At 38.7% G+C, this 21,652-nt stretch carries 17 protein-coding genes; 12 read left to right on the forward strand and 5 right to left on the reverse strand.

What is annotated here, in order from left to right:
* Positions 1-152 precede the first annotated feature (152 nt).
* The 6 genes from GVK91_RS02125 to GVK91_RS02150 all read left to right on the forward strand — a co-directional run bounded on the left by GVK91_RS02125 (position 153) and on the right by GVK91_RS02150 (position 7,278).
* Positions 153-1,319 (forward strand): porin, encoded by a 1,167-nt coding sequence (locus GVK91_RS02125; RefSeq protein WP_153847323.1) that lies wholly within the window; start codon positions 153-155, stop codon positions 1,317-1,319.
* A gap of 20 nt (positions 1,320-1,339) precedes the next feature.
* A complete protein-coding gene (locus tag GVK91_RS02130) occupies positions 1,340-2,770 on the forward strand; it encodes an anion permease (protein ID WP_159726673.1) in 1,431 nt (476 codons plus the stop codon).
* 15 nt (positions 2,771-2,785) lie between these two features.
* Positions 2,786-3,442, forward strand: a complete 657-nt coding sequence (locus GVK91_RS02135; protein ID WP_153847322.1) for a succinate dehydrogenase cytochrome b subunit — start codon at positions 2,786-2,788, stop codon at positions 3,440-3,442.
* Between the two features lie 12 nt (positions 3,443-3,454).
* Positions 3,455-5,371, forward strand: a complete 1,917-nt coding sequence (locus tag GVK91_RS02140; RefSeq protein WP_159726675.1) for a fumarate reductase/succinate dehydrogenase flavoprotein subunit — start codon at positions 3,455-3,457, stop codon at positions 5,369-5,371.
* Positions 5,372-5,382: 11 nt separating this feature from the next.
* Positions 5,383-6,132: a succinate dehydrogenase/fumarate reductase iron-sulfur subunit gene (locus tag GVK91_RS02145; protein ID WP_075992650.1), complete on the forward strand. Its 750-nt coding sequence runs from the start codon at positions 5,383-5,385 to the stop codon at positions 6,130-6,132.
* A 249-nt stretch (positions 6,133-6,381) separates the two neighbouring features.
* Positions 6,382-7,278, forward strand: coding sequence for a polysaccharide deacetylase family protein (locus GVK91_RS02150; protein ID WP_153847320.1), 897 nt, complete (start codon positions 6,382-6,384; stop codon positions 7,276-7,278).
* Positions 7,279-7,321: 43 nt separating this feature from the next.
* On the opposite strand, the gene GVK91_RS02155 is transcribed toward GVK91_RS02150, so the two are convergent.
* Positions 7,322-7,864 carry a GNAT family N-acetyltransferase gene (locus tag GVK91_RS02155; RefSeq protein ID WP_194932908.1) on the reverse strand — a complete coding sequence of 181 codons (543 nt, stop codon included), beginning with the start codon at positions 7,862-7,864 and terminating at the stop codon, positions 7,322-7,324.
* A 492-nt stretch (positions 7,865-8,356) separates the two neighbouring features.
* Here GVK91_RS02155 and GVK91_RS02160 point away from each other — a divergent pair, with 492 nt between their 5' ends.
* Both GVK91_RS02160 and GVK91_RS02165 read left to right on the forward strand, forming a co-directional pair.
* Positions 8,357-11,572 (forward strand): TonB-dependent receptor, encoded by a 3,216-nt coding sequence (locus GVK91_RS02160; protein ID WP_159726677.1) that lies wholly within the window; start codon positions 8,357-8,359, stop codon positions 11,570-11,572.
* A 36-nt stretch (positions 11,573-11,608) separates the two neighbouring features.
* Entirely contained in the window at positions 11,609-13,486 is a 1,878-nt protein-coding gene (locus GVK91_RS02165) for a RagB/SusD family nutrient uptake outer membrane protein (RefSeq protein WP_153847318.1), read from the forward strand.
* Positions 13,487-13,531: 45 nt separating this feature from the next.
* On the opposite strand, the gene GVK91_RS02170 is transcribed toward GVK91_RS02165, so the two are convergent.
* Together GVK91_RS02170 and GVK91_RS02175 are read right to left on the reverse strand one after the other, a co-directional pair.
* Complete coding sequence (locus tag GVK91_RS02170) at positions 13,532-14,743, reverse strand: MFS transporter (RefSeq protein WP_159726680.1); 1,212 nt, start codon at positions 14,741-14,743, stop codon at positions 13,532-13,534.
* 88 nt (positions 14,744-14,831) lie between these two features.
* The gene (locus tag GVK91_RS02175) at positions 14,832-15,491 is read right to left on the reverse strand and encodes a FadR/GntR family transcriptional regulator (protein WP_153847316.1); all 660 of its coding nucleotides are present in this window, start codon (positions 15,489-15,491) and stop codon (positions 14,832-14,834) included.
* Positions 15,492-15,695: 204 nt separating this feature from the next.
* On the opposite strand from GVK91_RS02175, the gene GVK91_RS02180 reads away from it, so the two are divergent.
* The 3 genes from GVK91_RS02180 to GVK91_RS02190 all read left to right on the forward strand — a co-directional run bounded on the left by GVK91_RS02180 (position 15,696) and on the right by GVK91_RS02190 (position 18,533).
* Entirely contained in the window at positions 15,696-16,055 is a 360-nt protein-coding gene (locus tag GVK91_RS02180; RefSeq protein ID WP_159726682.1) for a hypothetical protein, read from the forward strand.
* A 375-nt stretch (positions 16,056-16,430) separates the two neighbouring features.
* On the forward strand, positions 16,431-18,227 hold the full coding sequence (locus GVK91_RS02185) for a serine hydrolase (RefSeq protein WP_159726684.1): 1,797 nt from the start codon (positions 16,431-16,433) through the stop codon (positions 18,225-18,227).
* Between the two features lie 39 nt (positions 18,228-18,266).
* The gene (locus tag GVK91_RS02190; protein WP_088161582.1) at positions 18,267-18,533 is read left to right on the forward strand and encodes a hypothetical protein; all 267 of its coding nucleotides are present in this window, start codon (positions 18,267-18,269) and stop codon (positions 18,531-18,533) included.
* Positions 18,534-18,614: 81 nt separating this feature from the next.
* Here GVK91_RS02190 and GVK91_RS02195 read toward each other — a convergent pair whose 3' ends face one another.
* Entirely contained in the window at positions 18,615-20,192 is a 1,578-nt protein-coding gene (locus GVK91_RS02195; RefSeq protein ID WP_159726686.1) for a Na+/H+ antiporter, read from the reverse strand.
* 368 nt (positions 20,193-20,560) lie between these two features.
* On the opposite strand from GVK91_RS02195, the gene GVK91_RS02200 reads away from it, so the two are divergent.
* Complete coding sequence (locus GVK91_RS02200) at positions 20,561-20,896, forward strand: pentapeptide repeat-containing protein (RefSeq protein WP_200845519.1); 336 nt, start codon at positions 20,561-20,563, stop codon at positions 20,894-20,896.
* 168 nt (positions 20,897-21,064) lie between these two features.
* On the opposite strand, the gene GVK91_RS02205 is transcribed toward GVK91_RS02200, so the two are convergent.
* Entirely contained in the window at positions 21,065-21,529 is a 465-nt protein-coding gene (locus GVK91_RS02205; protein ID WP_153847311.1) for an Lrp/AsnC family transcriptional regulator, read from the reverse strand.
* Positions 21,530-21,652 lie beyond the last annotated feature (123 nt).

The raw sequence follows: 21,652 nt of genomic DNA on the forward strand, positions 1-21,652 counted from the left end.
GTTTGATTTTCTTACAGTTATTAAATTTTATTAGAATAACAAAACATTTTTTAAAGCTATGTGTTGTACCTACAACATTAGATTTAGAACGACAAGATTATTAACAATGAGAAGTAAGCTGGGCTACTGGCTAAGAAAAAAATTGTTTAAGTATGAAGAAACGCTATATTCCAATTTCTATTGCATGTTTATTGAGCCATACCTTGGTCAAAGGGCAAGAACCAGGTACTGTACAAGAGAATAAAGTTGATTCTGTGCAACAAAAAAAAGACGACACGACGTATCCCAAGCTTCAGGTGAAAGGTTTGTTTCAGGCCCGTTACCTTGTTAGTGCTACAAAAGATGTTGATGTCAATGGGCTACATCACAGTGATGGTTCAGGTACGGATAACAATTTTATGGTGAAATATATGCGGGTACAGATGCGCGCTCAAATTAGCAAGCGTACTGAAGTTGCCGTATTAGCTAACCTCGCAGATTTCAAAAGCGATCCCAAAACAAAAGTGCTCGAAAATGCCTACTTGAAATATACATTTAGTCCCAAATTGGCAATCACAGTGGGCCAATTTCGTCCTTGGTTTGGCATCGAGGAAACTTACCCTATTGACATCATCAAATCTTTGGACTGGTCGAACCAGTATCTTGAATTCGGTAAATTAGGTTGGGCAAGTTTTCAAATCGGGGTTGCTGCGACAGGCGAGACTACACTAGGTGATATGCCCTTTAGTTATTCCTTATCTGTGGTAAACGGGAACGGGAAGAATCAAGTTGTTGATAACGATAATGGTAAGCAATATGCCACCCGTCTGGTCTTTGGGCTTTCAAAGAAGTATGGTGTTAATTTAGGGCTTAATGGTGGCGTAGGTGATGTGATGAAAAAACAAGTACATGCATTGGGGGTAGATCTAACTGGTAATGTTAGTTTTGGTAAACGATGGAATCTTGATATGCAACTGGAAGCAAAACAGGCGATCAATCATAACCTGTATTATTCTTTGGAAGAAAGTGCGCGAACATCCAAGTTGAGCGACTATTTGGTCCGCGGTATCTATTTTCTACCCAACTTAAGATATGAAGTAAATTATTTCAATCTAAGTGCTTTTGAGCTATCATGTCGGTATGAGTATATTGACCCAAATTACAAACTCAATGCAAATGCGCGTCAAACATATACGCCGATGTTTGGCTTGGAATTTTTAAAAAATTATGGTGCAAGGATACAATTGGGACTTCAATTGGACCGATATAAAAAGCAGACAGAGAATACCAGCGAATTCAACAAAAATTTATTTATTGTTCAGGTACAAAGTCGATTCTAATCTATTAAACTACGTTTATCATGAAAGAAATAAGTATTAAAAATGTTGCCATTACTTTCTTAGTAGCACTCATTTTATGGTTTATCCCAATACCGAAAGGCGTCAGTCCGGAAGCCTGGCATTTATTTGCAATTTTCGCCGCAACCATTCTTGGGATTATTTTAAAAGCGGCTCCTATGGGTACCATGTGTATGATGGCCATTGCGTTTACGGCCCTGACACAAGTATTGGCCCCTGGAGATGCGGGTAAGTCGATTACTAAAGCTTTGACGGGTTTCGGAGATAAGGTAATTTGGTTGATTGGTATCTCATTTTTTATTGCCCGGGGGTTTATTAAAACTGGACTGGGAAATCGAATTGCCTTTCTTTTTATTCGAGTTTTTGGAAAGAGTTCATTAGGGTTAGCTTATGGATTGGGGTTGGCAGATGTTTGTTTAGCTCCGGCGATTCCCAGTAATACAGCCCGAGGGGGAGGGATTATTTATCCCATCATGAAATCGATGGCAATTAGTTTTGATTCTGTTCCAGATAAGCCAGAGACACATCGAAAATTGGGATCCTATCTAACTTTAAATAGTTATTATATGAATCTAATTGCGTCTTCGATGTTTTTGACAGGAACGGCCAGTAATCCAATGTGTCAAAAATTTGCTGCGAACCTAGGAATTGATATTACCTGGATTTCCTGGGCTATTGCTGGATTTATACCTGGTATTGTCGCATTTTTTGTAGTACCGCTTGTTCTTTATAAGTTATATCCACCTGAATTGAAAAAAACAGGTGATGCACCTAAGATGGCGGCGCAGAAATTAAAAGAGATGGGACCAATTTCCAGGAATGAATGGTTAATGCTTTTGGCGTTCTTTATCTTGTTGGCATTATGGATTTTTGGTGGTTCTTTTTCAATTGATGCGACAACTACAGCCTTCATCGGTTTGACGCTACTTTTACTGACCTCTGTATTGACCTGGGAGGATGTTAAAGCCGAAAAAGGAGCATGGGATACGATTGTTTGGTTTGCTGTTTTGGTTATGATGGCCAGTTCTTTAAATGAGCTTGGCTTTATCGGTTGGTTTAGCGACCTGATCAAAGTACAGATTGGTGATTTAAGTTGGCAAATAGCCTTTCCGGTAATCATTCTTGTTTATTTCTTTAGTCACTACATTTTTGCGAGTGCTACCGCCCATGTTGCGGCTATGTATGCGGCCTTGTTGGGGGTTGGTGTTTCTTTGGGTATTCCGCCAATGCTGCTTGCAATGATGCTTGGATTCTTGGGCTCTATCTATGGTGTTTTGACACATTATGGCCATGGCCCTGCACCGGTATTTTTTGGAAGCGGATATGTCGATTTAAAATCATGGTGGCTGCGTGGACTGGAAATTGGTATCGTATTATTGGTGATTTATATGGGTGTCGGTGGATTGTGGATGAAGGTTATAGGCTATTATTAAAATTAAGATCTTATTATGTTATCTACATTATCAAAGAAGATGCTTATGTGTCTGACGGGTTTATTTTTAGCGTTCTTTTTACTGATTCACTTTCTAGGGAACTTACAGCTATTCTTACCGCAGGAACAAGCACATCTACAATTTAATGCCTACTCACATTTTTTGGCAGGCAATATCTTGATCAAAATTATTTCTTACGTACTTTATGCCAGCATTATTTTGCATGCTTTGGACGGATTGATCATTACCGTAAAGAATAAAAAGACCGGTGCCCACTATGTTTCAGATCATCGGGGAAGAGCAAGTAAGTGGTATTCGCGCAATATGGGGATTTTAGGGACCCTGATCCTCATTTTTTTAGTTATCCATTTCCAGAATTTTTGGTACGTGTACAAATTTGGCGCTCCTCCACTTGATGAACGTGGTAACAAGGATTTATATGTGCTTGTAATCGAGGTTTTTCAGCAATGGTGGTATGTTCTTATTTACGTTTTATCGATGGTTGCCCTGTGTTATCATCTTATTCATGGGATTCATAGTGCGATTCGAACTTTAGGCTTATTCCATCCCAAGTTTGTTAAATGGTTTAAGATTATTGGTATCAGCTATTCGGTCATCATCAGCATTGGTTTTGCTTTGATGCCCATTTATATATTTTTTACAGCTAAATAAGGGGGAGAAGTCATGACATTAAATTCAAAAATACCGAATGGACCATTGGATCAAAAATGGACTCGTTATAAAAAGACTGCCAAGCTTGTTAATCCTGCAAATCGTAAAAAACTAGATGTTATCGTTATCGGAACCGGATTGGCGGGTAGCTCCATTGCAGCTTCTCTTGGGGAGATGGGGTATCAGGTAAAATCCTTCTGCTTTCAGGATAGCCCGAGAAGAGCGCATTCTGTGGCTGCTCAAGGTGGTGTAAATGCCGCAAAAAATTATAAAAATGACGGGGACAGTGTTTATCGTATGTTTGTTGATACCCTAAAGGGTGGTGATTTTCGTGCCCGTGAGGCCAATGTATATCGTATGGCCGAATGTTCGCTCAATTTAATCGACCAGGCAGTTGCACAGGGTGTTCCTTTCGGTCGTGAATATGGAGGCTATCTGAACAATCGATCTTTCGGAGGTGTACAGGTAAGTCGTACATTCTATGCGAGAGGTCAAACTGGACAGCAGCTTCTTTTGGGAGCTTATCAGGCACTTATGCGCCAGGTTGGCAAAGGTGCTGTACAGCTTTTCTCCAGACATGAAATGCTCGACATCGTTGTAATTGATGGAAAGGCCCGTGGCGTTATTGTTCGAAATCTCGATACAGGGGAGCTTGAACGACACGCTGCACATACCGTTATACTAGCAACCGGAGGGTATGGTAAAATTTATTATTTATCGACATTAGCAATGGGCTGTAGTGGCTCTGCCATTTGGCGGGCACACAAGAAGGGGGCATTAATGGCCTCCCCGAGCTGGATTCAGATTCATCCGACTTCGTTGCCGCAGTCTGGCGATTATCAGTCTAAATTAACACTGATGTCAGAGTCGTTACGCAATGACGGAAGGATTTGGGTTCCGTTGAAAGAAGATGAGAAGCGGGAACCAAACGCTATTCCTGAGGAAGAGAGAGATTACTATTTAGAACGTCGTTATCCGGCATTTGGTAATCTTGCTCCAAGGGACATTTCATCTCGAGCGGCCAAAGAACGGATTGATGCTGGCTTTGGGATTGGTCCACTTAAAAATGCTGTTTACCTTGATTTTGCGAAAGCTATTAGAGAACAGGGGAAACAGAAAATACAAGAGAAATATGGTAATCTGTTCGATATGTATGAAAAGATTACGGGATATGATGCTTATAAAGAACCAATGATGATTTCACCTTCCGCGCATTTTTCAATGGGGGGATTATGGATAGATTATGAGCTGATGACAAGCCTACCGGGCTTATTTGCCTTAGGTGAGGCTAATTTTGCAGACCACGGTGCAAATAGATTGGGCGCCAATTCCTTACTCCAAGCCTCTGTGGATGGTTATTTTATTGCGCCCTATACGATTGCAAATTATTTGGCAAACGATATTCACACGGGAAAAATTTCTACAGACCATATTGAGTTTGAACGTGCAGAGGTAGGTGTCAGAGCGCAAATTGATCGATTTTTAAAGATTAAAGGCAGTAAAACCGTGGATTATTTTCATAAAACACTGGGTAAAATACTCTATGACTATTGTGGGCTCGCACGCAATGAAAAAGGGCTCCGTCATGCTATTGTAGAGATTAATAGACTGAAGCAAGAGTTTTATAAAAATGTTATTGTTAGTGGTGAAGCCAATACTTTAAATACGGAATTGGAAAAAGCTGGACGTGTAGCCGATTACTTTGAAATTGGAGAATTGATGTGTTATGATGCGTTGACGCGGAACGAATCCTGTGGTGCACATTTCCGGGAGGAATATCAGACTGCAGATGGCGAGGCATTACGGAATGACGCTGAATACCAGTTTATTTCCGCTTGGGCCTGGAAAGGAGAGGGACAAGAACCTGAGCTAATTCGGGAACCATTAATTTTTGAAGAGATACAACCAACTGTAAGGAGCTATAAATAAATAGAACGATTATGGATTTACACCTTAAAATATGGCGGCAAAAAGATCGCAACGCTACAGGAAAATTAGTTACTTACACCTTAACAGATCTCAATCCACATATGTCGTTTTTGGAGATGTTGGATACCCTGAATGAACAGCTTATTACGCATGGAGACGACCCTGTAGAGTTTGATCATGATTGTCGTGAAGGGATCTGTGGACAATGCGGTATGATGATCAATGGCATCGCACATGGACCTCTTAAGCATACAACCACCTGTCAGCTACATTTACGTTCATTCAAAGATAACGATACGATTCTTATTGAACCTTTTCGATCAGCAGCATTTCAGGTTAAAAAGGATTTGAAAGTGGACCGTTCGGCATTTGACCGAATTATTTCTTCTGGGGGATTTGTATCCATCAATACTGGTCAAGCCCCAGACGCTACAGTGATCCCTATTTCTCATGAATTAGCTGAGTCAGCATTTGACTCAGCGGCCTGTATTGGCTGTGGTGCTTGTGTTGCAACGTGTAAAAATGGTAGTGCTGCACTATTTACCTCTGCAAAGATTACCCATATGGCTTTGCTTCCACAGGGAAAAGAAGAGCGCAGTGAACGCGTTTTAAATATGGTGAAGCAAATGGATTTGGAGTCATTTGGTCACTGTACGAATACAGAAGCCTGCGAGGTGGAGTGCCCACAAGGTATATCAGTTTTGAATATAGCGCGCATGAATTTTGAATATAACAAAGCACTATTTTTTAAAAAGAAATAGAGACCAACTGTCGAAAAAAGTGGCACGATTGTTTCTTATATCGGATTTATAATAAAAACTGAAGCCATAAAAAGAGGTGTACGGGATTGTTGAAGGTTACTAACCTTATCCCTGAAAATAGGGATTTGTAAGATTTTATGGTTAATAAATAGGTTTTTGTAGTAATTTTGAAAAAAGAAATTCATTAAAGTTATAGCGATTGATATGAAGTGTAGTAGGTTGTTTGTGGTACTTTTCATTTGTAGTACAATGTTTAGTGTAACCGCATGTAAGGATTTTTCAAACAAAGTCTTGGGGAAAGGCGAGCTGAAGGACACACTTACGGAGAAATTGGTTGTCAAGGAAAAAATACCACATTTGTTGAATAGGTGGGATTCGCTTCAGAAAAATCAGATTCAATTTACAGTAGATAGTTTGCATCCTGTTCCGATCAAACAACAAAAACGTGAACTTAAGGATTCGCTGCGGAAAGCATTTAACACGTATCCAAAACATATCTACCTGACTTTCGATGACGGACCATTGATTGGTAGTGCCTTTATTGATTCTATTGCGAAAGAAAAAAACATTAAAGTGAGTGTATTCTTGATTGGTAAGCACGCTAATATGAGCAAAGGGAGGAAACGTGATCTTGCCCGTTATGAATCCAATCCGCTTATAGCCTGCTATAATCATAGCTATACGCACGCAAACAATCAGTATTCTCGATTTTATAATAATCCCCAAAATGCTTTTGCTGATTTTGAAAAGAATGAAAAAGATCTCAATCTAAAACATAAGATCGTTCGACTTCCGGGCAGGAATATTTGGATATATGATAATGTTCGTAAGATCGACCTTAAAAATGGATCTAGCACCGCCGATCTATTACATAAAAACGGATATACAATTTATGGTTGGGATGTCGAGTGGCGGCTTAATAGCATCACTGGTGCACCTATACAAAGCCAGGAGTCTACTTTGTCACACATTCGGAATTACATGAACAATAAAAGCTCAATGGTGCCTAATAATGTTGTTTTCTTGATGCATGATGATATGTTTCAAACGCAAAAGGGACAGCAGGAGTTGTCTTCTTTAATAGATGCATTGAAAAAAGATGGTTATCAGTTTGAATTTATGCAAGACTATCCGATTAAATATTAAATAGGATTGTTAATTAGCATCAAATCATAATGAAGAGTTTGGTTTATGAAATAACACCAAACTCTTCTGGATAATGGACAGTGCCCTGTATACCTTTTAAGGAATTGTCTGTTAGTTCTTTTATCATACAATTTTCATCAGGAACATCAAATGGAAATTTTATACCATAGACTGATGCAGGTACATATCCAAATTTAGGATAATAGTCTGCATGTCCGAGCACAACTACCGATCCAAAACCTAATTCTATTGCTATCTGATGGGCGCCAAGAATTAATTTACCGCCAATTCCCTTTCCTTGAAACTGAGGTAGCACAGCGACGGGAGCCAAGGCAAGAGAATCGAATGCTTTTTGATTCTCTTTATCAATAATCTGAATCTTTGTCAGGAGGATGTAGCCTGCTATTTCTCCTTCAACTTCTGCCACCATAGAGAGTTGTGGTATAAATTCTGCTGTCTTTCTCAGTTTTTCTACTAAAATGTGCTCTTGATGATCACTAAACTGTTCGTTTTCAAAAGCGAGTCGGATCAGTTCGAATACAATAGTTGGGTCACTTGATTTTTCTTGCCTAATTTTAATGTTCATAGTTTTGTTTGTAGATATAAGTATTTCGTTGCTATTAATAAAGCCGTATTTGGCTCCATTGTTTGTACATACATAATTGTTTTTAAAAAATCAATTATAGATCTAATTATAAAGGATAAAGATGCATATTATTATTTTAAAAATTGATAATATACTTTCGATATACTAGAGTTTACTTTTCTTGCAAAAATTTCGTTTAAAGACGAGCTGTTAGCGATTTTTGTACCATGTATCATCCTCATAAGGCTGGATTATATCTGTTCGAAAAATAAGGCTAACCAGTTTGCTTTATCAAACCGCTTACTTTCAATTGATTAATGTTAAAATGTTAAATAGTGTAAAATTAACACTTGCTTTGTATATTTATTTTCGTATTTTCATGTTAGATAAACAATTATAAACCACTTCTGATAAGACGCCTAAACCGACATGTCTTTAAGAGGTAAAAAAATAACTAATTAAACACAAAATTTAAACAATTAAACAGTTTTTATGATTAACTGCCATTATTTCTCAAATCAATGGAAGAGAGCGTTTTGGACTGGATCATTGTGCTCTTTAGTGGCCCTGAGTCCTCAAATCGTTGATGCTGCAACCCTCGCAAGCCATGGAATTCTCTTTCAACAGGAGCTAAGTGTTTCTGGAACGGTACATGATGAAACAGGAATGCCAATTCCTGGAGTAACAGTATCTGTAAATGGAACGAGCCTAGTAACAAAAACCGACAATCAAGGTAAGTACAAATTGGATAAGGTCCCTATGAATGCGATCATTAATTTTCGTATGGTGGGTAAACAGTCGATGGATGAATCTGTAAAAGGACGGCATGCGATAGATGTCACGCTTTTGAATTCGGAATCCAATCTCGAAGAAGTCGTTGTTGTTGGTTACGGGAAGCAACGTAAAGAGACTGTTACAGGTGCTGTAGCTACTGTCAAGGGAAGTGACCTTGCTCAATCTCCCGCGTTGAACGTTTCCAATGCATTAACAGGACGGGTACCGGGAGTTACAGCGACCAATGGGAGTGCTGAGCCTGGATACGATGGTTCCAATATCAAAATACGGGGTACGAATACATTAGGAAATAGCAGTCCTTTAGTCGTTATTGATGGGGTTCCTGCACGGGAAGGCGGAATCGACCGGATCAATCCCCGCGATATAGAAAATATCTCGGTTTTAAAGGATGCTTCTGCTGCCATTTATGGTGCCCGGGCAGCAAATGGGGTTATTCTTGTGACGACAAGAAGAGGGAAGACAGGAAAGCCTCAGTTTTCTTATACTTTTAATCAAGGGTATTCTCAGCCGACTGTAATACCTAAATTGACCAATGCAGCTCAATTTGCTGAGATCCGTAATGAACTTGAGATCTATAATCTTCCTGTTGAAGAATGGTCTGCGGCTTACACCGCTATCAGTGATAAAGGTAGTTACAATAAGCAAGGTGGCGGAGTATTAGATGCGCCATTTAAACCGGAAGATATCCAAAAGTTCAAGGATGGATCAGATCCTTGGGGACATCCGAATACGGACTGGTATAAGGCAACTTTAAAAGACTGGTCCCCTCAACAACGGCATAACTTGCAAATTAATGGGGGTACCGAGGATGTAAAGTATCTCATGTCTTTGGGGTATCAAAATCAAGATGCCTACTATAAAAATTCGGCTACAGGATATAAACAATATGATTTAAGGATTAATCTAGATGCTAATATCAGCCAGTATATCAAAACACAATTTGGTGTTTTAGGAAGACAGGAAAATCGGAATTTCCCTACTAAGAGTGCTGGTACTGTCTTTAGGATGTTGATGCGGGGAAATCCGACACAACCAGCAATATGGCCTAATGGAATGCCAGGACCAGATATCGAAAATGGCGAAAATCCGATGGTAATCACCACTAATGCGACAGGCTACGATCACGATAAACGCTACTATTTTCAAACAAATGGGCAGGTTGAGATTACAAATCCATGGATAGATGGCCTTAAATTAACATTGAATGCCTCTGTTGACAAATATGTAAAAAATCAAAAAACATGGGTTACACCCTGGACATTATATTCTTGGCAAGGGGCTTATGAAGCGGATGGTAGTACACCACAACTGGTTCCGGGAAGACGCGGGCCTGCCGATCCAAATTTGAATCAAAGTAATGAAGATCAGTTAAATATCTTACTCGGAGGGATCTTGAGCTTTGACCGAAAATTTGGTGACCATCAAGTGAATGCTATTGCTGGTATTAACAGAGAAACAATCGATAATGATAAATTTAGTGCATATCGTCGCTATTTTCTTTCAAATGCCATCGATTATCTTTTCGCGGGTGGAGAACAGGAAAAAAATAATGACGGATCTGCATGGAAAAGAGCAAGGTTAAATTACTTTGGTCGATTCGGCTATAATTACAAAAGTAAATACATCGCGGAATTTCTGTGGCGTTATGACGGCTCGTATATGTTCCCTGAAAGTGAAAGATTTGGATTTTTCCCAGGTGCTATGGCGGGCTGGGTCGTATCGGAAGAAAATTTCTGGAAGGAAAATGTACCTGTAATTAATTATTTCAAGATACGTGCCTCCTATGGCCAGATGGGGAATGACAACATCTATTATGATGACAAGTTACAAGAATATCAATATTTTTCAACCTATTCTTTTGGAACCTATATCGTCAACGATAAACTAGCCAAGACTCTTTATGAAAGTCGCGTTCCTAACGAAATGATTACTTGGGAGGTCGCCAATAATTATAATCTTGGATTTGACTTTCAGTTTTTGCAAGGAAAGTTAAATTTCGAGTTTGACATCTTTAAAAATCGTCGTAATTCTATTCTATGGCGGAAAAATGCTTCCATACCGCAAAGTACAGGGATGACATTGCCAGCAGAAAATATTGGTAAAGTGGATAATAAGGGCTGGGAGTTTAATTTAGGTTACCGTGGTAAAGTGGGAGATTTGGGCTATACTGTAGGTGTCAATGGTGGTTATGCGAAAAACAAAATTATCTTCTGGGATGAAGCTCCTGGCGCGCCAGCATGGCAACAAAGCACAGGTAAACCTATCAAAACGGATATTTATTATGTTTATGATGGCGTATTTCGCGACATGGAAGACATTGCCAACAATAAGTTGGATTACAGTGCCATTACAAAAACTCTACGTCCAGGAGATATGAAGTATCAAGATTTCAATGGTGATGGAAAAATAACACCAGATGATAAAGTTAGACGCGACAAAAATAGTGATCCTACGTTCCAGGGCGGGTTCAATTTTAGCTTAACCTATAAAGACTTTGATCTATCGGTACTATTTCAGGGAGCTACAGGTGGAGAGATACGTGTAGGCACGGATGAATCGGGTTCTATCGGAAATTTTGTAGAAGAGTTCTACGATAAACGTTGGAGCATTAGTAACCCGAGCAGTGTATACCCCCGTTTGACAGATCGTGGTAATCAATATTATTCCTATAACAACACCTATTGGATGCGCAGTACAGATTATCTAAGGTTGAAAAACGTAGAATTGGGGTATAATTTAGCCTCAAGTATTTGTAGCAAAATTGGTATTGGTTCATTACGTCTCTATGCAAATGGGATGAACCTCATTACTTGGAGTAAGATAAAAATGTACGATCCAGAAGCTGTGAATGCGTTGGGCCAATATTATCCGCAGGCGAGATTGATTAATGTCGGTGCATTATTATCGTTCTAACCAGCTGTTATCGCAAGAACTTAACTAAGAAAAAAAATGAAAAAAATTAAGAATATATCCCTTATACTACTTGTACTTTCTGCTTCATTACAAGCTTGTAATGACGATTTTGTAAGCACAAAGCCACTCAGTGAAGTGCCACAGGAGATCGTTTGGTCGGATGCTGGGTTGTCTGAGGCTTTCGTGACAGAAATCTATAACGGTTTTGGAGTAGGAGGCTTTTATGAACAGGAAATGGCATCCATGACAGACGAGGCTTTATTTACACACCCTAACCGCGGAATAAATACTGTCACCGAATCTCGATCAAATCCAGCTGATCAAGGCTATATAATGGATACTTATGAATATGGACGTATGTATACGCGTATACGGGCAACAAATATCGCCATTGCTAATTTAAGCTCACCCAAGTTTGACAAAGCAAAGGCTGACAAGCTTTTAGGCGAGGCTTATTTCCTACGTGGGTATTATTATCAACAGCTGTTACGTTTTTATGGAGGTATACCAATTGATAATAAGATCTATACATTGAATGATAAAGACTATATGGTGCCAAGAAACAGCTATGAGGAGTGTGTCAATGCGATCGTGAAGGATCTCGATAGTGCAGCTCTTTTGCTAAAGGGTATTTCATCGGCAAAGGGACGTGCAAATGAAACCGCTGTATTGGCCTTAAAGTCAAGAGTGCTATTATATGCTGCCAGTGACCTCCATGATGGAAGTAAAGCAAAAGCAAAATCTACCTTATTAGCAGGATATAAAAATCCAGAGTATTTAATGTATACCAATGGTAGTCAAATGGAACGCTGGACTAAAGCAAAAACTGCAGCAAAAGCCGTATTGGATCATACAGAATTCGCCTATAAGTTAGACTTGACTCAACCAGCGTCACCTAGTGAGGGAACGGCCAACTATATGGCTGTATCATTAGGAGGGGGTAGTAAGACCGTTGATTTTACAGCTGGAAAAGATATAATTTTAGGTCGATTCTTTATTGATGAAAAAGATGAGCGAGGTGGTTGGGTAGGACGTGACAATGGGCCAAATGGTTATCACAACTGGGCAGGAAATACACCGATTCAGCTATTGGTAGACGACTATGAGACTAGTAATGGCCAAAAGTTTGATTGGTCCAATCCTTCTATGGCCGCAAGCCCTTATCAAAACCGCGACCCACGTTTAAAGGCAACGATTTTATATGATGGTGCAGATTGGAAGCCTAGGACAGCAGATGTTGCTGAAAGAGATAAGGCAAATCAAATTCAAACTGGACAATACGAAGTAATTAATGCGAAAGGACAGAAGGTTATTCAATTTGGTCTCGATACAAGAAAGAGTCCAATTGAAGACTGGAATGGTTCGAGGACGGGGTATTATATTCGTAAATTTACAGATCCAGATCCTACAATGGAAGATCAAAATACACGACAACGTATTCCTTGGCCAATGTTTCGCTATACGGAAGCGATATTGAACTATGTAGAAGCATGTATTGAATTAGGGGAAGAGAATGAAGCGAAAATATGGTTAAATAAAATCCGATTCAGAGCAGGAATGCCTGCAATATCCACAAGCGAAACGGGTACAGCATTAAAAGCACGCTATAGAAACGAGCGCCGTATCGAATTGGCCTACGAAGAGCACCGCTTCTTTGACGCTAGACGTTGGATGATAGCTGCAGAAACTATAGGTCGTAAGGCAAATATTATAAATATCACGGGAACCCTTAAGGCTGGTAAAAATGTGACTCTTTACCAATATAATCCAGAGAATTACACTTATACCTATGCTGTTTCAAATATAGATCCAGGAATTGAAAATAGAAGTTGGGACGACAAGATGTATTTTACCTCTATAAACAGAGATGAGATAAACCGAAATACTAAACTAATTCAAAATCCAGGTTATTAATACTGAAAAGCCCTTCTTTAATAGTAAGAAGGGCTTTTTAAAGGATTAATTTTTCCTTTGAGTAATATTAGGCAATAAGCCTGTAACTATTCCAATTAGTGGAAGATAAGCACAGATGTTGAATACATATTCAATTGAAGTACGATCTGCGAGCCAGCCCAACACAGCTGATCCAATGCCCCCCATGCCAAAAGCAAAACCAAAAAATAAGCCTGCAATCATCCCAACCTTTCCGGGGATAAGCTCCGTTGCATAAACCAAGATAGCTGAAAATGCCGAGGAGATGATCAAACCGATTATAATAGCAAGGACAATGGTTAGTCCAAGACCTACATGAGGTAATAACAAAGTGAAAGGTGCTGCTCCAAGAATAGACACCCAAATAATTAGCTTACGACCATATCGGTCTCCCAAGGGACCACCCAATATGGTTCCGGCGGCAACAGAAGCAAGAAATATAAATAAGTAAATCTGAGATTCCTGGACCGAAACATGGAATTTATTGATCAAATAGAAGGTGAAGTAGCTGGTCATCGAAGCCATGTAAAAATACTTGGAAAAAATGAGTACCAATAAAATCACAAGTGCAAATATCACTTTTGATTTTGGCAGGTCAGCTTTTAAAGCACTAACAGAAGTTGTTTGTGTCTTAGGCTTGAGGTGTATTTGATACCAATTACCGACATAAGTAAGAATCATAACGGCTACAATGGCCAATACGCCAAACACACCGATGTATTGTTGCCCCAAAGGGATCACAATAAGCGCTACAAGAAGGGGACCTATTGCACCACCAGCATTACCGCCGACTTGAAAGATAGACTGTGCGAGCCCCTTTTTGCCTCCGGAAGCTAAATGGGCAACTCGAGATGCTTCTGGATGAAATATAGACGAACCCATCCCAATAAGGCTTACAGAAAGGAGAATGTAGATAAAGTTTGACGCAAATGAAATGCATATCAAACCGGCTAAAGAGAAAAACATCCCCACGGCAAGTGACCGAGGTGTAGGGTTTTTATCTGTATACAAACCAACGAAGGGCTGCAAAATAGAAGCGGTAAGCTGAAAAACCAACGTTATAATACCAATTTGGGTAAAACTAAGGGCATAATTTGACTTTAACATGGGATACACTGCTGGGATGATAGATTGAATCAGGTCATTGAGCAAGTGTGAAAGACTAATCGCAAATAAAATCGGATAGACGGTTTCGGAACTTTTCCAAGATCCACTCGGGTTTAGTGATTGTGTTTTCATAAAGGAAATATTCATCAGGTCATCTGATGTTTTAATTGATAAAAATAGAATATATTGATATTGATAATTTGCATATGCTACAGGAAAATTACAGTTGTTGGATAATTCGGTTGGCAATATCAACAGCTTTTTTCACTTCTTTATCTTTGATTGCCAACATCAGTTCCTCGTGTTGCTGTTGTGAAGCTAAGAAGGGGACTGTATCCTTATAAATAGTCATGAAGAACTTATTGACATGCTCAGATAAGGTTGTATATAACGCGGTCAAAATACTGTTTCCACATGATTCAGCAATTGCACTGTGAAAGGATATATCAGCATTCACGCATGCTGTCAAATTTCCCATTTCGGCATATTTAGCTCTATTTTTAAGTGCTTGCGCCATATCTTTGAGGCCTTTCGAAGTACGATTTAAGGCTGCTTTTTCAATAATTCGCAACTCTAATACGTGTCTAACTTCAAAAATATCGTTAAAATTTGCTTTCTCAATTTTTGAATCAAGGGCATGATGCCCCGTACTACTTTTGACAAAAGTACCAAGCCCCTGTTGCACATTTAGATAGCCTGATTGACTTAAATATTTGACAGCTTCACGAATGCTGGATCTGCCCACAGCAAATTGTTTCATCAATTCTGGTTCCGTAGGAAGTTTAGACTCTACAGGAAATTCGCCCAATTTGATTTTTTCTTCTATTGCTGCGGCAACTTCCTCCGCCAAGGATCTTCGTACGATAGCTTCAGTCTTCATATAGTCATATCATCTGATGATTGCAAAGGTAGTAGAATTTTTTGAATTCTTATTTATTTTCAAAAATTTTATCAAATTAACCGAATATTGTTACGACCACATCAGATATTTATTACAGAGTTTACTGTATTAAATTTATTGGCAGTTTTAGGTTAATTAACAGAGAGGACGGTCCTCCAATGTATTTATCTAAAACTTAGAAACATGAAAAAATTAATGATGAGCGTCGTAGCCTTGGCTTTATTGTCATCTGCTACTTTTGCAAAAACAGGTCCAAAAGTGGTCGACAACAGTGTTGTTGAAAAATCAAAGATTTACAAATCACAAACTGAAAAAACTCATTTAAATATCGTGAGCGAAGTCAAAGAGATCAAGGTCGGAAAGTCTCGCACGCTATGTAGATTGACGATGAGTATCTATAATACAAGCGGTCAGTTGATCGAAACTCAGGTTCTCACATACAACAGCTATGGTACCAATGATATGTATTATAGCAGCTGTGGAGCATGGTTTAGCGCTACTATTCAGAATTATCAAAACTATTATGGTAACCCCAATCATTAGGGATCAATTAATCAAACGATGTGGCGGGAGCTAGTATGCCCCGCTCATATTTTTCTGTAATACAACCAAAAGGAAACTTTTATTTACGATCCTACTACGACAATGAAGATGGCTGCTGCATGCGAACATGCGATAAGGCAGACAGGTGATGATGTTAGAAAATCGAGGTACCACTTAGCTAATTAAATTGATCGTATTCGGACATTAAAAGTCCGAATACGATCAATTTATATTAAAGTATTGCTATATTAAATTGTCTTATAGCTACTTATCTTTTTGGCAATAAAATTGACATTAGATTTCAATGAAGAATTACAAAGCTAAAGATTGATAGGAGAGACGCTTTGTATTAACATTTAAATGATCATAAATAAAATGAAAGCTTTACCAATTACTGGAATTTTTGCGATACTAGTGTCAACCGCATTTGCTCAAACGGCCCATCAAAAAATAAATGAGATTTCTCATGTCGAATCCAGTCTAATACCCCCTGTTCGTTTTGAGGGTGAGCCGACATGGAATATTATATCGCGTATGGAATTCTATCAGGTTCCAGGGGTAAGCATCGCTGTGATAAAAAACTCTGAAGTATTATGGAGCAAAACTTATGGTTTTGCGGATCTCGATTCGAAAACGCCTGTCAGGTCAAATACCTTATTTCAGGTAGCCTCCATGAGCAAGCCTGTAAGTGCATATGCCGCACTGAAGGAAGTGGAGCTTGGCAAGTTGGAATCCAATGCCGATGTGAATTTGTACCTGAAATCTTGGAAAATACCAGAAAATAATTGGACCAAAGTGAAAAAGGTTACACTCAAAAATATCATTAGCCATACTGCGGGACTTACTGTAAGTGGATTCCCGGGGTATCGGATAACAGACCCAATTCCTACAGCGGTTGAAGTACTGAGTGGTCTAAAGCCCGCTAATACACCTATGGTTTATGTTGATAAACTTCCTGGCTCAAATTTTCGATATTCAGGCGGTGGGTATACGGTACTTCAACAGATGCTCGTTGACATTGAAGGAAAAGATTATGGCAGTATTATGGAAGAAAAGGTACTTTCACCTTTAGGTATGAAAAATAGCACTTTTGCCCAGCCTCTTCCTGAATCGAAAAGACAATTTGCGGCGACGGCTTATACGATGGATGGCAAGAAGGTCGAAGGAAGATATCATGTCTACCCAGAACAGGCGGCTGCGGGCCTATGGTCAACTGCAGAAGATTACGCTAGATTCGTAATCGATATTCAACGGACTTTAAATGGCAAAAGTAGTCTTGTTATCTCTAAGAAGATGGCAGAAGAATTCACAAGTTCCTATATTGAACCCATTATAGGATTAGGTGTATTCCTAGAAGATTATAACGGCTCATCTTATTTTTGCCATGGTGGATGGAACGAAGGCTTTAGCTCCTATTTTATTGGAAATAAAACAAGCGGTGATGGAGTAGTTATTCTTACGAACACAAACAAACCTGAATTTATCAACGAACTTGTCCGAGCGGTCGCATTAACTTATCAATGGCCCAATTATCTAGCCCCAATAAATAAAATTTTGCCACTAAGTCCTCAAGAACTGCATGACAATAGTGGACGTTATAGATCTGGAAAATATGGTGTTATAAGGGTCTATAATCAAAATGGCAAGCTAATGTCAGCGCAAAATCTAGACAAGCCTGTAGAATTGGTTAAAGTTTCTGCAAATACATTTGCTATGCGAGATCGAAACGTAAACGTAATATTTTCAAAGGATACCGAAAGCGGTCAATATGAGCTTGTACAGATTTTGCGCGATAAAAAGATTTATTCCAAAAATCCGAAAGTCAATGCAAATGACTGGACTCCGCTAGAGCTTATTTTAGAAGGAAATTTCGAGGATGGATTAAAAGCTTATCAAAAAGCAAAAGAACAGGATAGTGCAGATGATTTGCTTTCAGAAGGTTTCCTGAATGGCGCAGGTTATGAACTGCTCAATCAGCATAAAATAAATCAAGCTATTGATATATTTAAGGTGAATACGATGCTACATACTAAAAGTGAAAATGTTTATGATAGTTTAGCGGAAGCCTACCTGAAATCAGGACAAATAGATAGCGCTAAGGAGAATTATCGAAAAGTTTTAGAAATTAATCCTAAAAATGAAAAAGTCAGTAAGATTTTAGAAACGTTATGACACAAATATAATGAGCTTTTTTTTTGCTAATTTGCGACCATGTCAAATCAAGCTAATAATTATCGATTGTTTTCCAAGGAAATTCTCTCACTTTGGAAAAGCCAGGATGTATCATATATTAAAGTAGAAGAATTATCCATTGTTGAAGGAATCACTTTTTTTGAACTTATACCAGATTCCGAACTGTTGGATGAAGGCGGGGTAGAAACACTCTATGCCATAGATTCTGAAGATGTAGAGGATATGTTGGTGTTTAGCAAAAATATTCGTTTTGTTGTCCACGACATTTATTTGGATGAAGATTAAGTAAATTAGCTATTTATGATCGACAATTCAAACGGTATTGTCGATCATAAATATACAGCAGTAGGCTGATCTAGGGGTAAACTAACTTCTCATATTCAATCTTTCTTCCTGAAGATCTAATAAACGAAGGTGTTTTCGGATGATCTCTTCGTCCAATAAAAGTTCCTCGCGGTTTTTATTGATCAGCCAAATGCGTTGGGTTTCGAGGATATCGATATAGATTTTACGGTATTCGGTGTAATTAATGATGATCTCGGAGCTCCGCAATTGATTTTCGTACTTCTGTAGTTGATCCTTCAAGGTAGGAAAACTTTCAACTTTGTCCGCGTAATCATTACGAATCTTGTCAACGGCGACTTGAGCCAGTCTGTTCTGAATTTCATAATCGATCTCCTTTTCACTTCTTACAAAATCTCTATCTATTAATTTGATTTTTCTTAATATAAAGGGGAGCGTCAAGCCTTGAACAAGTAAGGTTAACAGAATCACGACAAATGTGATGAAAAGAATGAGGTTTCGTTGAGGGAAAGGAGATCCATCGGCTAAAGTTAATGGGATGGATAGTGCTGCTGCCAAAGAAACGACGCCACGCATTCCCGTCCAGCCGATAATCATTGGCGTTTGCCAACCGGGCGATTGAGCATCTGCAACCGTTATAAAATTTCTCATGATCAAGGTGGTTATTACCGCAGCATACCCTGCAAAAACTCGTACAAGAATAAGGACTATTGTAACGGCTACGCCATAGCCAATAGCAGTAGAGATATTAGTATCACCCAATCCAGAAACAATTTCCGGTAAATCTAAGCCGATAAGCATAAAGACGATGCCATTCAACAGAAAGCAGAAGCTTTCCCATACGGTTACTGTCCGGATCCGGGATGCACTGCTCAAAAAATCGTGACTACGATAAGAAAGAAATAAGCCGCCACTGACAACCGCAAGAACCCCAGAAGCGTGGAGCTGTTCCGCTACCAAATACATCGAGAAAGGTGCAATAAAAGTTAGCAATATATCTGTATTGGAATCGGTTGGTAAAAGTTTGTGCATTTTCAGAAAAACATAGGCAATTGTAAGTCCGATTCCCACTCCACCAACACACATCCAAATAAAGCTTCCGGCGGCTTGGTACCATACATATTGGCCAGTAGCAGCAGCAATCATTGCAAAGCGAAAAATTATTAATGAGGAAGCATCATTCAACAAACTTTCGCCTTCCAGTATGGACGCCAGCCTTTTGGGTACCTTCACGAATTTTAAAATTGCACCGGCACTAACCGCATCAGGAGGGGAAACTATTCCACCCAATAGAAAACCGAGAGCTAAGGAGAATCCTGGAATAAAATAGTTGGCAAAAACGGCAACGGATAATGCTGTAAAAAAGACGACAACAAAGGCAAAGCTGAAGATAATCCGACGCCATCGCCAGAGTTCTTTCCAGGAAGTTGACCAAGCTGCCTCGTAGAGGAGTGGCGGTAAAAAAATAATGAATATCAATTCGGGTTCTATCTTTATAGGAGGAACTTCCGGGATAAAACTTATTACAAGTCCCGCTAATACAAGTAAAACAGGGTATGCAACCTGAATTTTCTTCGCCAGCATTATCAACATAGTGATTAGTAGGACTAAAAAAAGGTAAAACTCAAAATTCTCCAACATATGTAAATTTTAGGTACATAAATATAGATCAAATTTCTAGAAATATTTAAACTAGCTTGGCGGTATTCATGGTTGCCTACGAATTGCTACAAGAAAGTCATCTACCAACTGGACAATTGAAGAGAACATGTTTTAACTTAGATTCCTATGGTAAATGTTCCTAAATTAGGCGAAATTTATCTTTGACTTTACCCCAAGATTTAAAATATTGGATGGCGTCACTATAAACAAAGCTTCGTCTTTTAAGAGTTTTTACTTAAAATCTTCTTTAAAAAGCTGCATAGGGCTATATTTTAAGAGTAACAACGCGAAATTGTTAGAATACAACGATAAGTAGCCTAATTACAATTGGAGGTATTGGTATAAAGTTGGCTGATGTAAAATTTACAGCGTCGGATCTCAGAAAAACCATTTTTGAATACTGTGAATTTAATGGTGTTAGCTTTAAGTCTTGTGATATGAGAGGTATAAACTTCGATGGGCAAGTTTTTGTCGATGTAAAATTCGATAATGCAGACCTTGCAAACAGTTCATTTAGCGGGGTGATTCTTAGAAATGTTTCCTTTCGGCCAACGTTTGCGCTTACCAATAAATACTATAAGAGTATTAAAACTATTGATTTTGACGGAGCATCAATGGACAAATTAACCTACGCAGCTCTTAAGGGAGTGGGCGTATCGCTTGAGGATATTGTTCTCCTATAAACAACACTGCACATACAGACGGCATGGTTCTGCAGGTATGAACCATTGTCTAAGTATAATTGCTATACCAATGAAATCCATAATTTCGGGAGGCTAAATTAAGATAGTCATTGGTACAGAATCGGAAAGCTGAATCATTTGAAAGCCAAAATACGCTAGACTAAATTATCAGAGAAAGATTGGGAGACGAGTTGTATTCACGATTTCTTTCATCACAAAATAACTTTCCATATGTCTGATTCCCTTGATTGTTGCCAGTTTATTAAAATTGAATTCATGATAGTGATCAACATCCCTAACCATGACCTTTATTTGATAGTCAAATGCGCCCGTTACGTGAAAACACTCGACTACTTCTGGAATTTTTTTTATCTCTTCCATAAATAACAAGGCACTTTCATTGGAATGTTTTTCCATACTGATGGATACAAGCACCATTAGATTAAGATCAAGTTTTCTTCTGTCCAGCAGAAAGACTTTCTGCTTAAGAACAGAGGTTGCTATTAATTTCTTAATACGTTCGTATACGGGAGTCATCGATAAATTAACACGGTCAGATATTTCCTTGTTACTTATATTAGCATCCTGTTGCAACAGGTCCAGAAGCATGAGGTCTTTCTCATCCAATTTCATGATCGTAGTAAATTAAATCTAAAAAAAGTATATCTAAGATTATAGTTAGATCGTATACACTAGCAAATGACATCTAACCATATTGTTTTACTAAAATAGCTATAATTACAGATATATAACACT

Origin of the sequence: Sphingobacterium sp. 18053 (assembly GCF_902706145.1) — a bacterium.
Classification (GTDB): Bacteria; Bacteroidota; Bacteroidia; order Sphingobacteriales; family Sphingobacteriaceae; genus Sphingobacterium; species Sphingobacterium paramultivorum.

Bases quoted from the DNA above. Each gene is read 5' to 3' on its own strand.
- GVK91_RS02185 (WP_159726684.1), top strand. From the start codon at position 16,431: ATGAAAGCTTTACCAATTACTGGAATTTTTGCGATACTAGTGTCAACC.
- GVK91_RS02170 (WP_159726680.1), bottom strand. From the start codon at position 14,743: ATGAAAACACAATCACTAAACCCGAGTGGATCTTGGAAAAGTTCCGAA.
- GVK91_RS02145 (WP_075992650.1), top strand. From the start codon at position 5,383: ATGGATTTACACCTTAAAATATGGCGGCAAAAAGATCGCAACGCTACA.
- GVK91_RS02195 (WP_159726686.1), bottom strand. From the start codon at position 20,192: ATGTTGGAGAATTTTGAGTTTTACCTTTTTTTAGTCCTACTAATCACT.
- GVK91_RS02165 (WP_153847318.1), top strand. From the start codon at position 11,609: ATGAAAAAAATTAAGAATATATCCCTTATACTACTTGTACTTTCTGCT.
- GVK91_RS02175 (WP_153847316.1), bottom strand. From the start codon at position 15,491: ATGAAGACTGAAGCTATCGTACGAAGATCCTTGGCGGAGGAAGTTGCC.
- GVK91_RS02135 (WP_153847322.1), top strand. From the start codon at position 2,786: ATGTTATCTACATTATCAAAGAAGATGCTTATGTGTCTGACGGGTTTA.
- GVK91_RS02190 (WP_088161582.1), top strand. From the start codon at position 18,267: ATGTCAAATCAAGCTAATAATTATCGATTGTTTTCCAAGGAAATTCTC.
- GVK91_RS02160 (WP_159726677.1), top strand. From the start codon at position 8,357: ATGATTAACTGCCATTATTTCTCAAATCAATGGAAGAGAGCGTTTTGG.
- GVK91_RS02125 (WP_153847323.1), top strand. From the start codon at position 153: ATGAAGAAACGCTATATTCCAATTTCTATTGCATGTTTATTGAGCCAT.
- GVK91_RS02180 (WP_159726682.1), top strand. From the start codon at position 15,696: ATGAAAAAATTAATGATGAGCGTCGTAGCCTTGGCTTTATTGTCATCT.
- GVK91_RS02205 (WP_153847311.1), bottom strand. From the start codon at position 21,529: ATGAAATTGGATGAGAAAGACCTCATGCTTCTGGACCTGTTGCAACAG.
- GVK91_RS02155 (WP_194932908.1), bottom strand. From the start codon at position 7,864: ATGAACATTAAAATTAGGCAAGAAAAATCAAGTGACCCAACTATTGTA.
- GVK91_RS02150 (WP_153847320.1), top strand. From the start codon at position 6,382: ATGTTTAGTGTAACCGCATGTAAGGATTTTTCAAACAAAGTCTTGGGG.
- GVK91_RS02140 (WP_159726675.1), top strand. From the start codon at position 3,455: ATGACATTAAATTCAAAAATACCGAATGGACCATTGGATCAAAAATGG.
- GVK91_RS02130 (WP_159726673.1), top strand. From the start codon at position 1,340: ATGAAAGAAATAAGTATTAAAAATGTTGCCATTACTTTCTTAGTAGCA.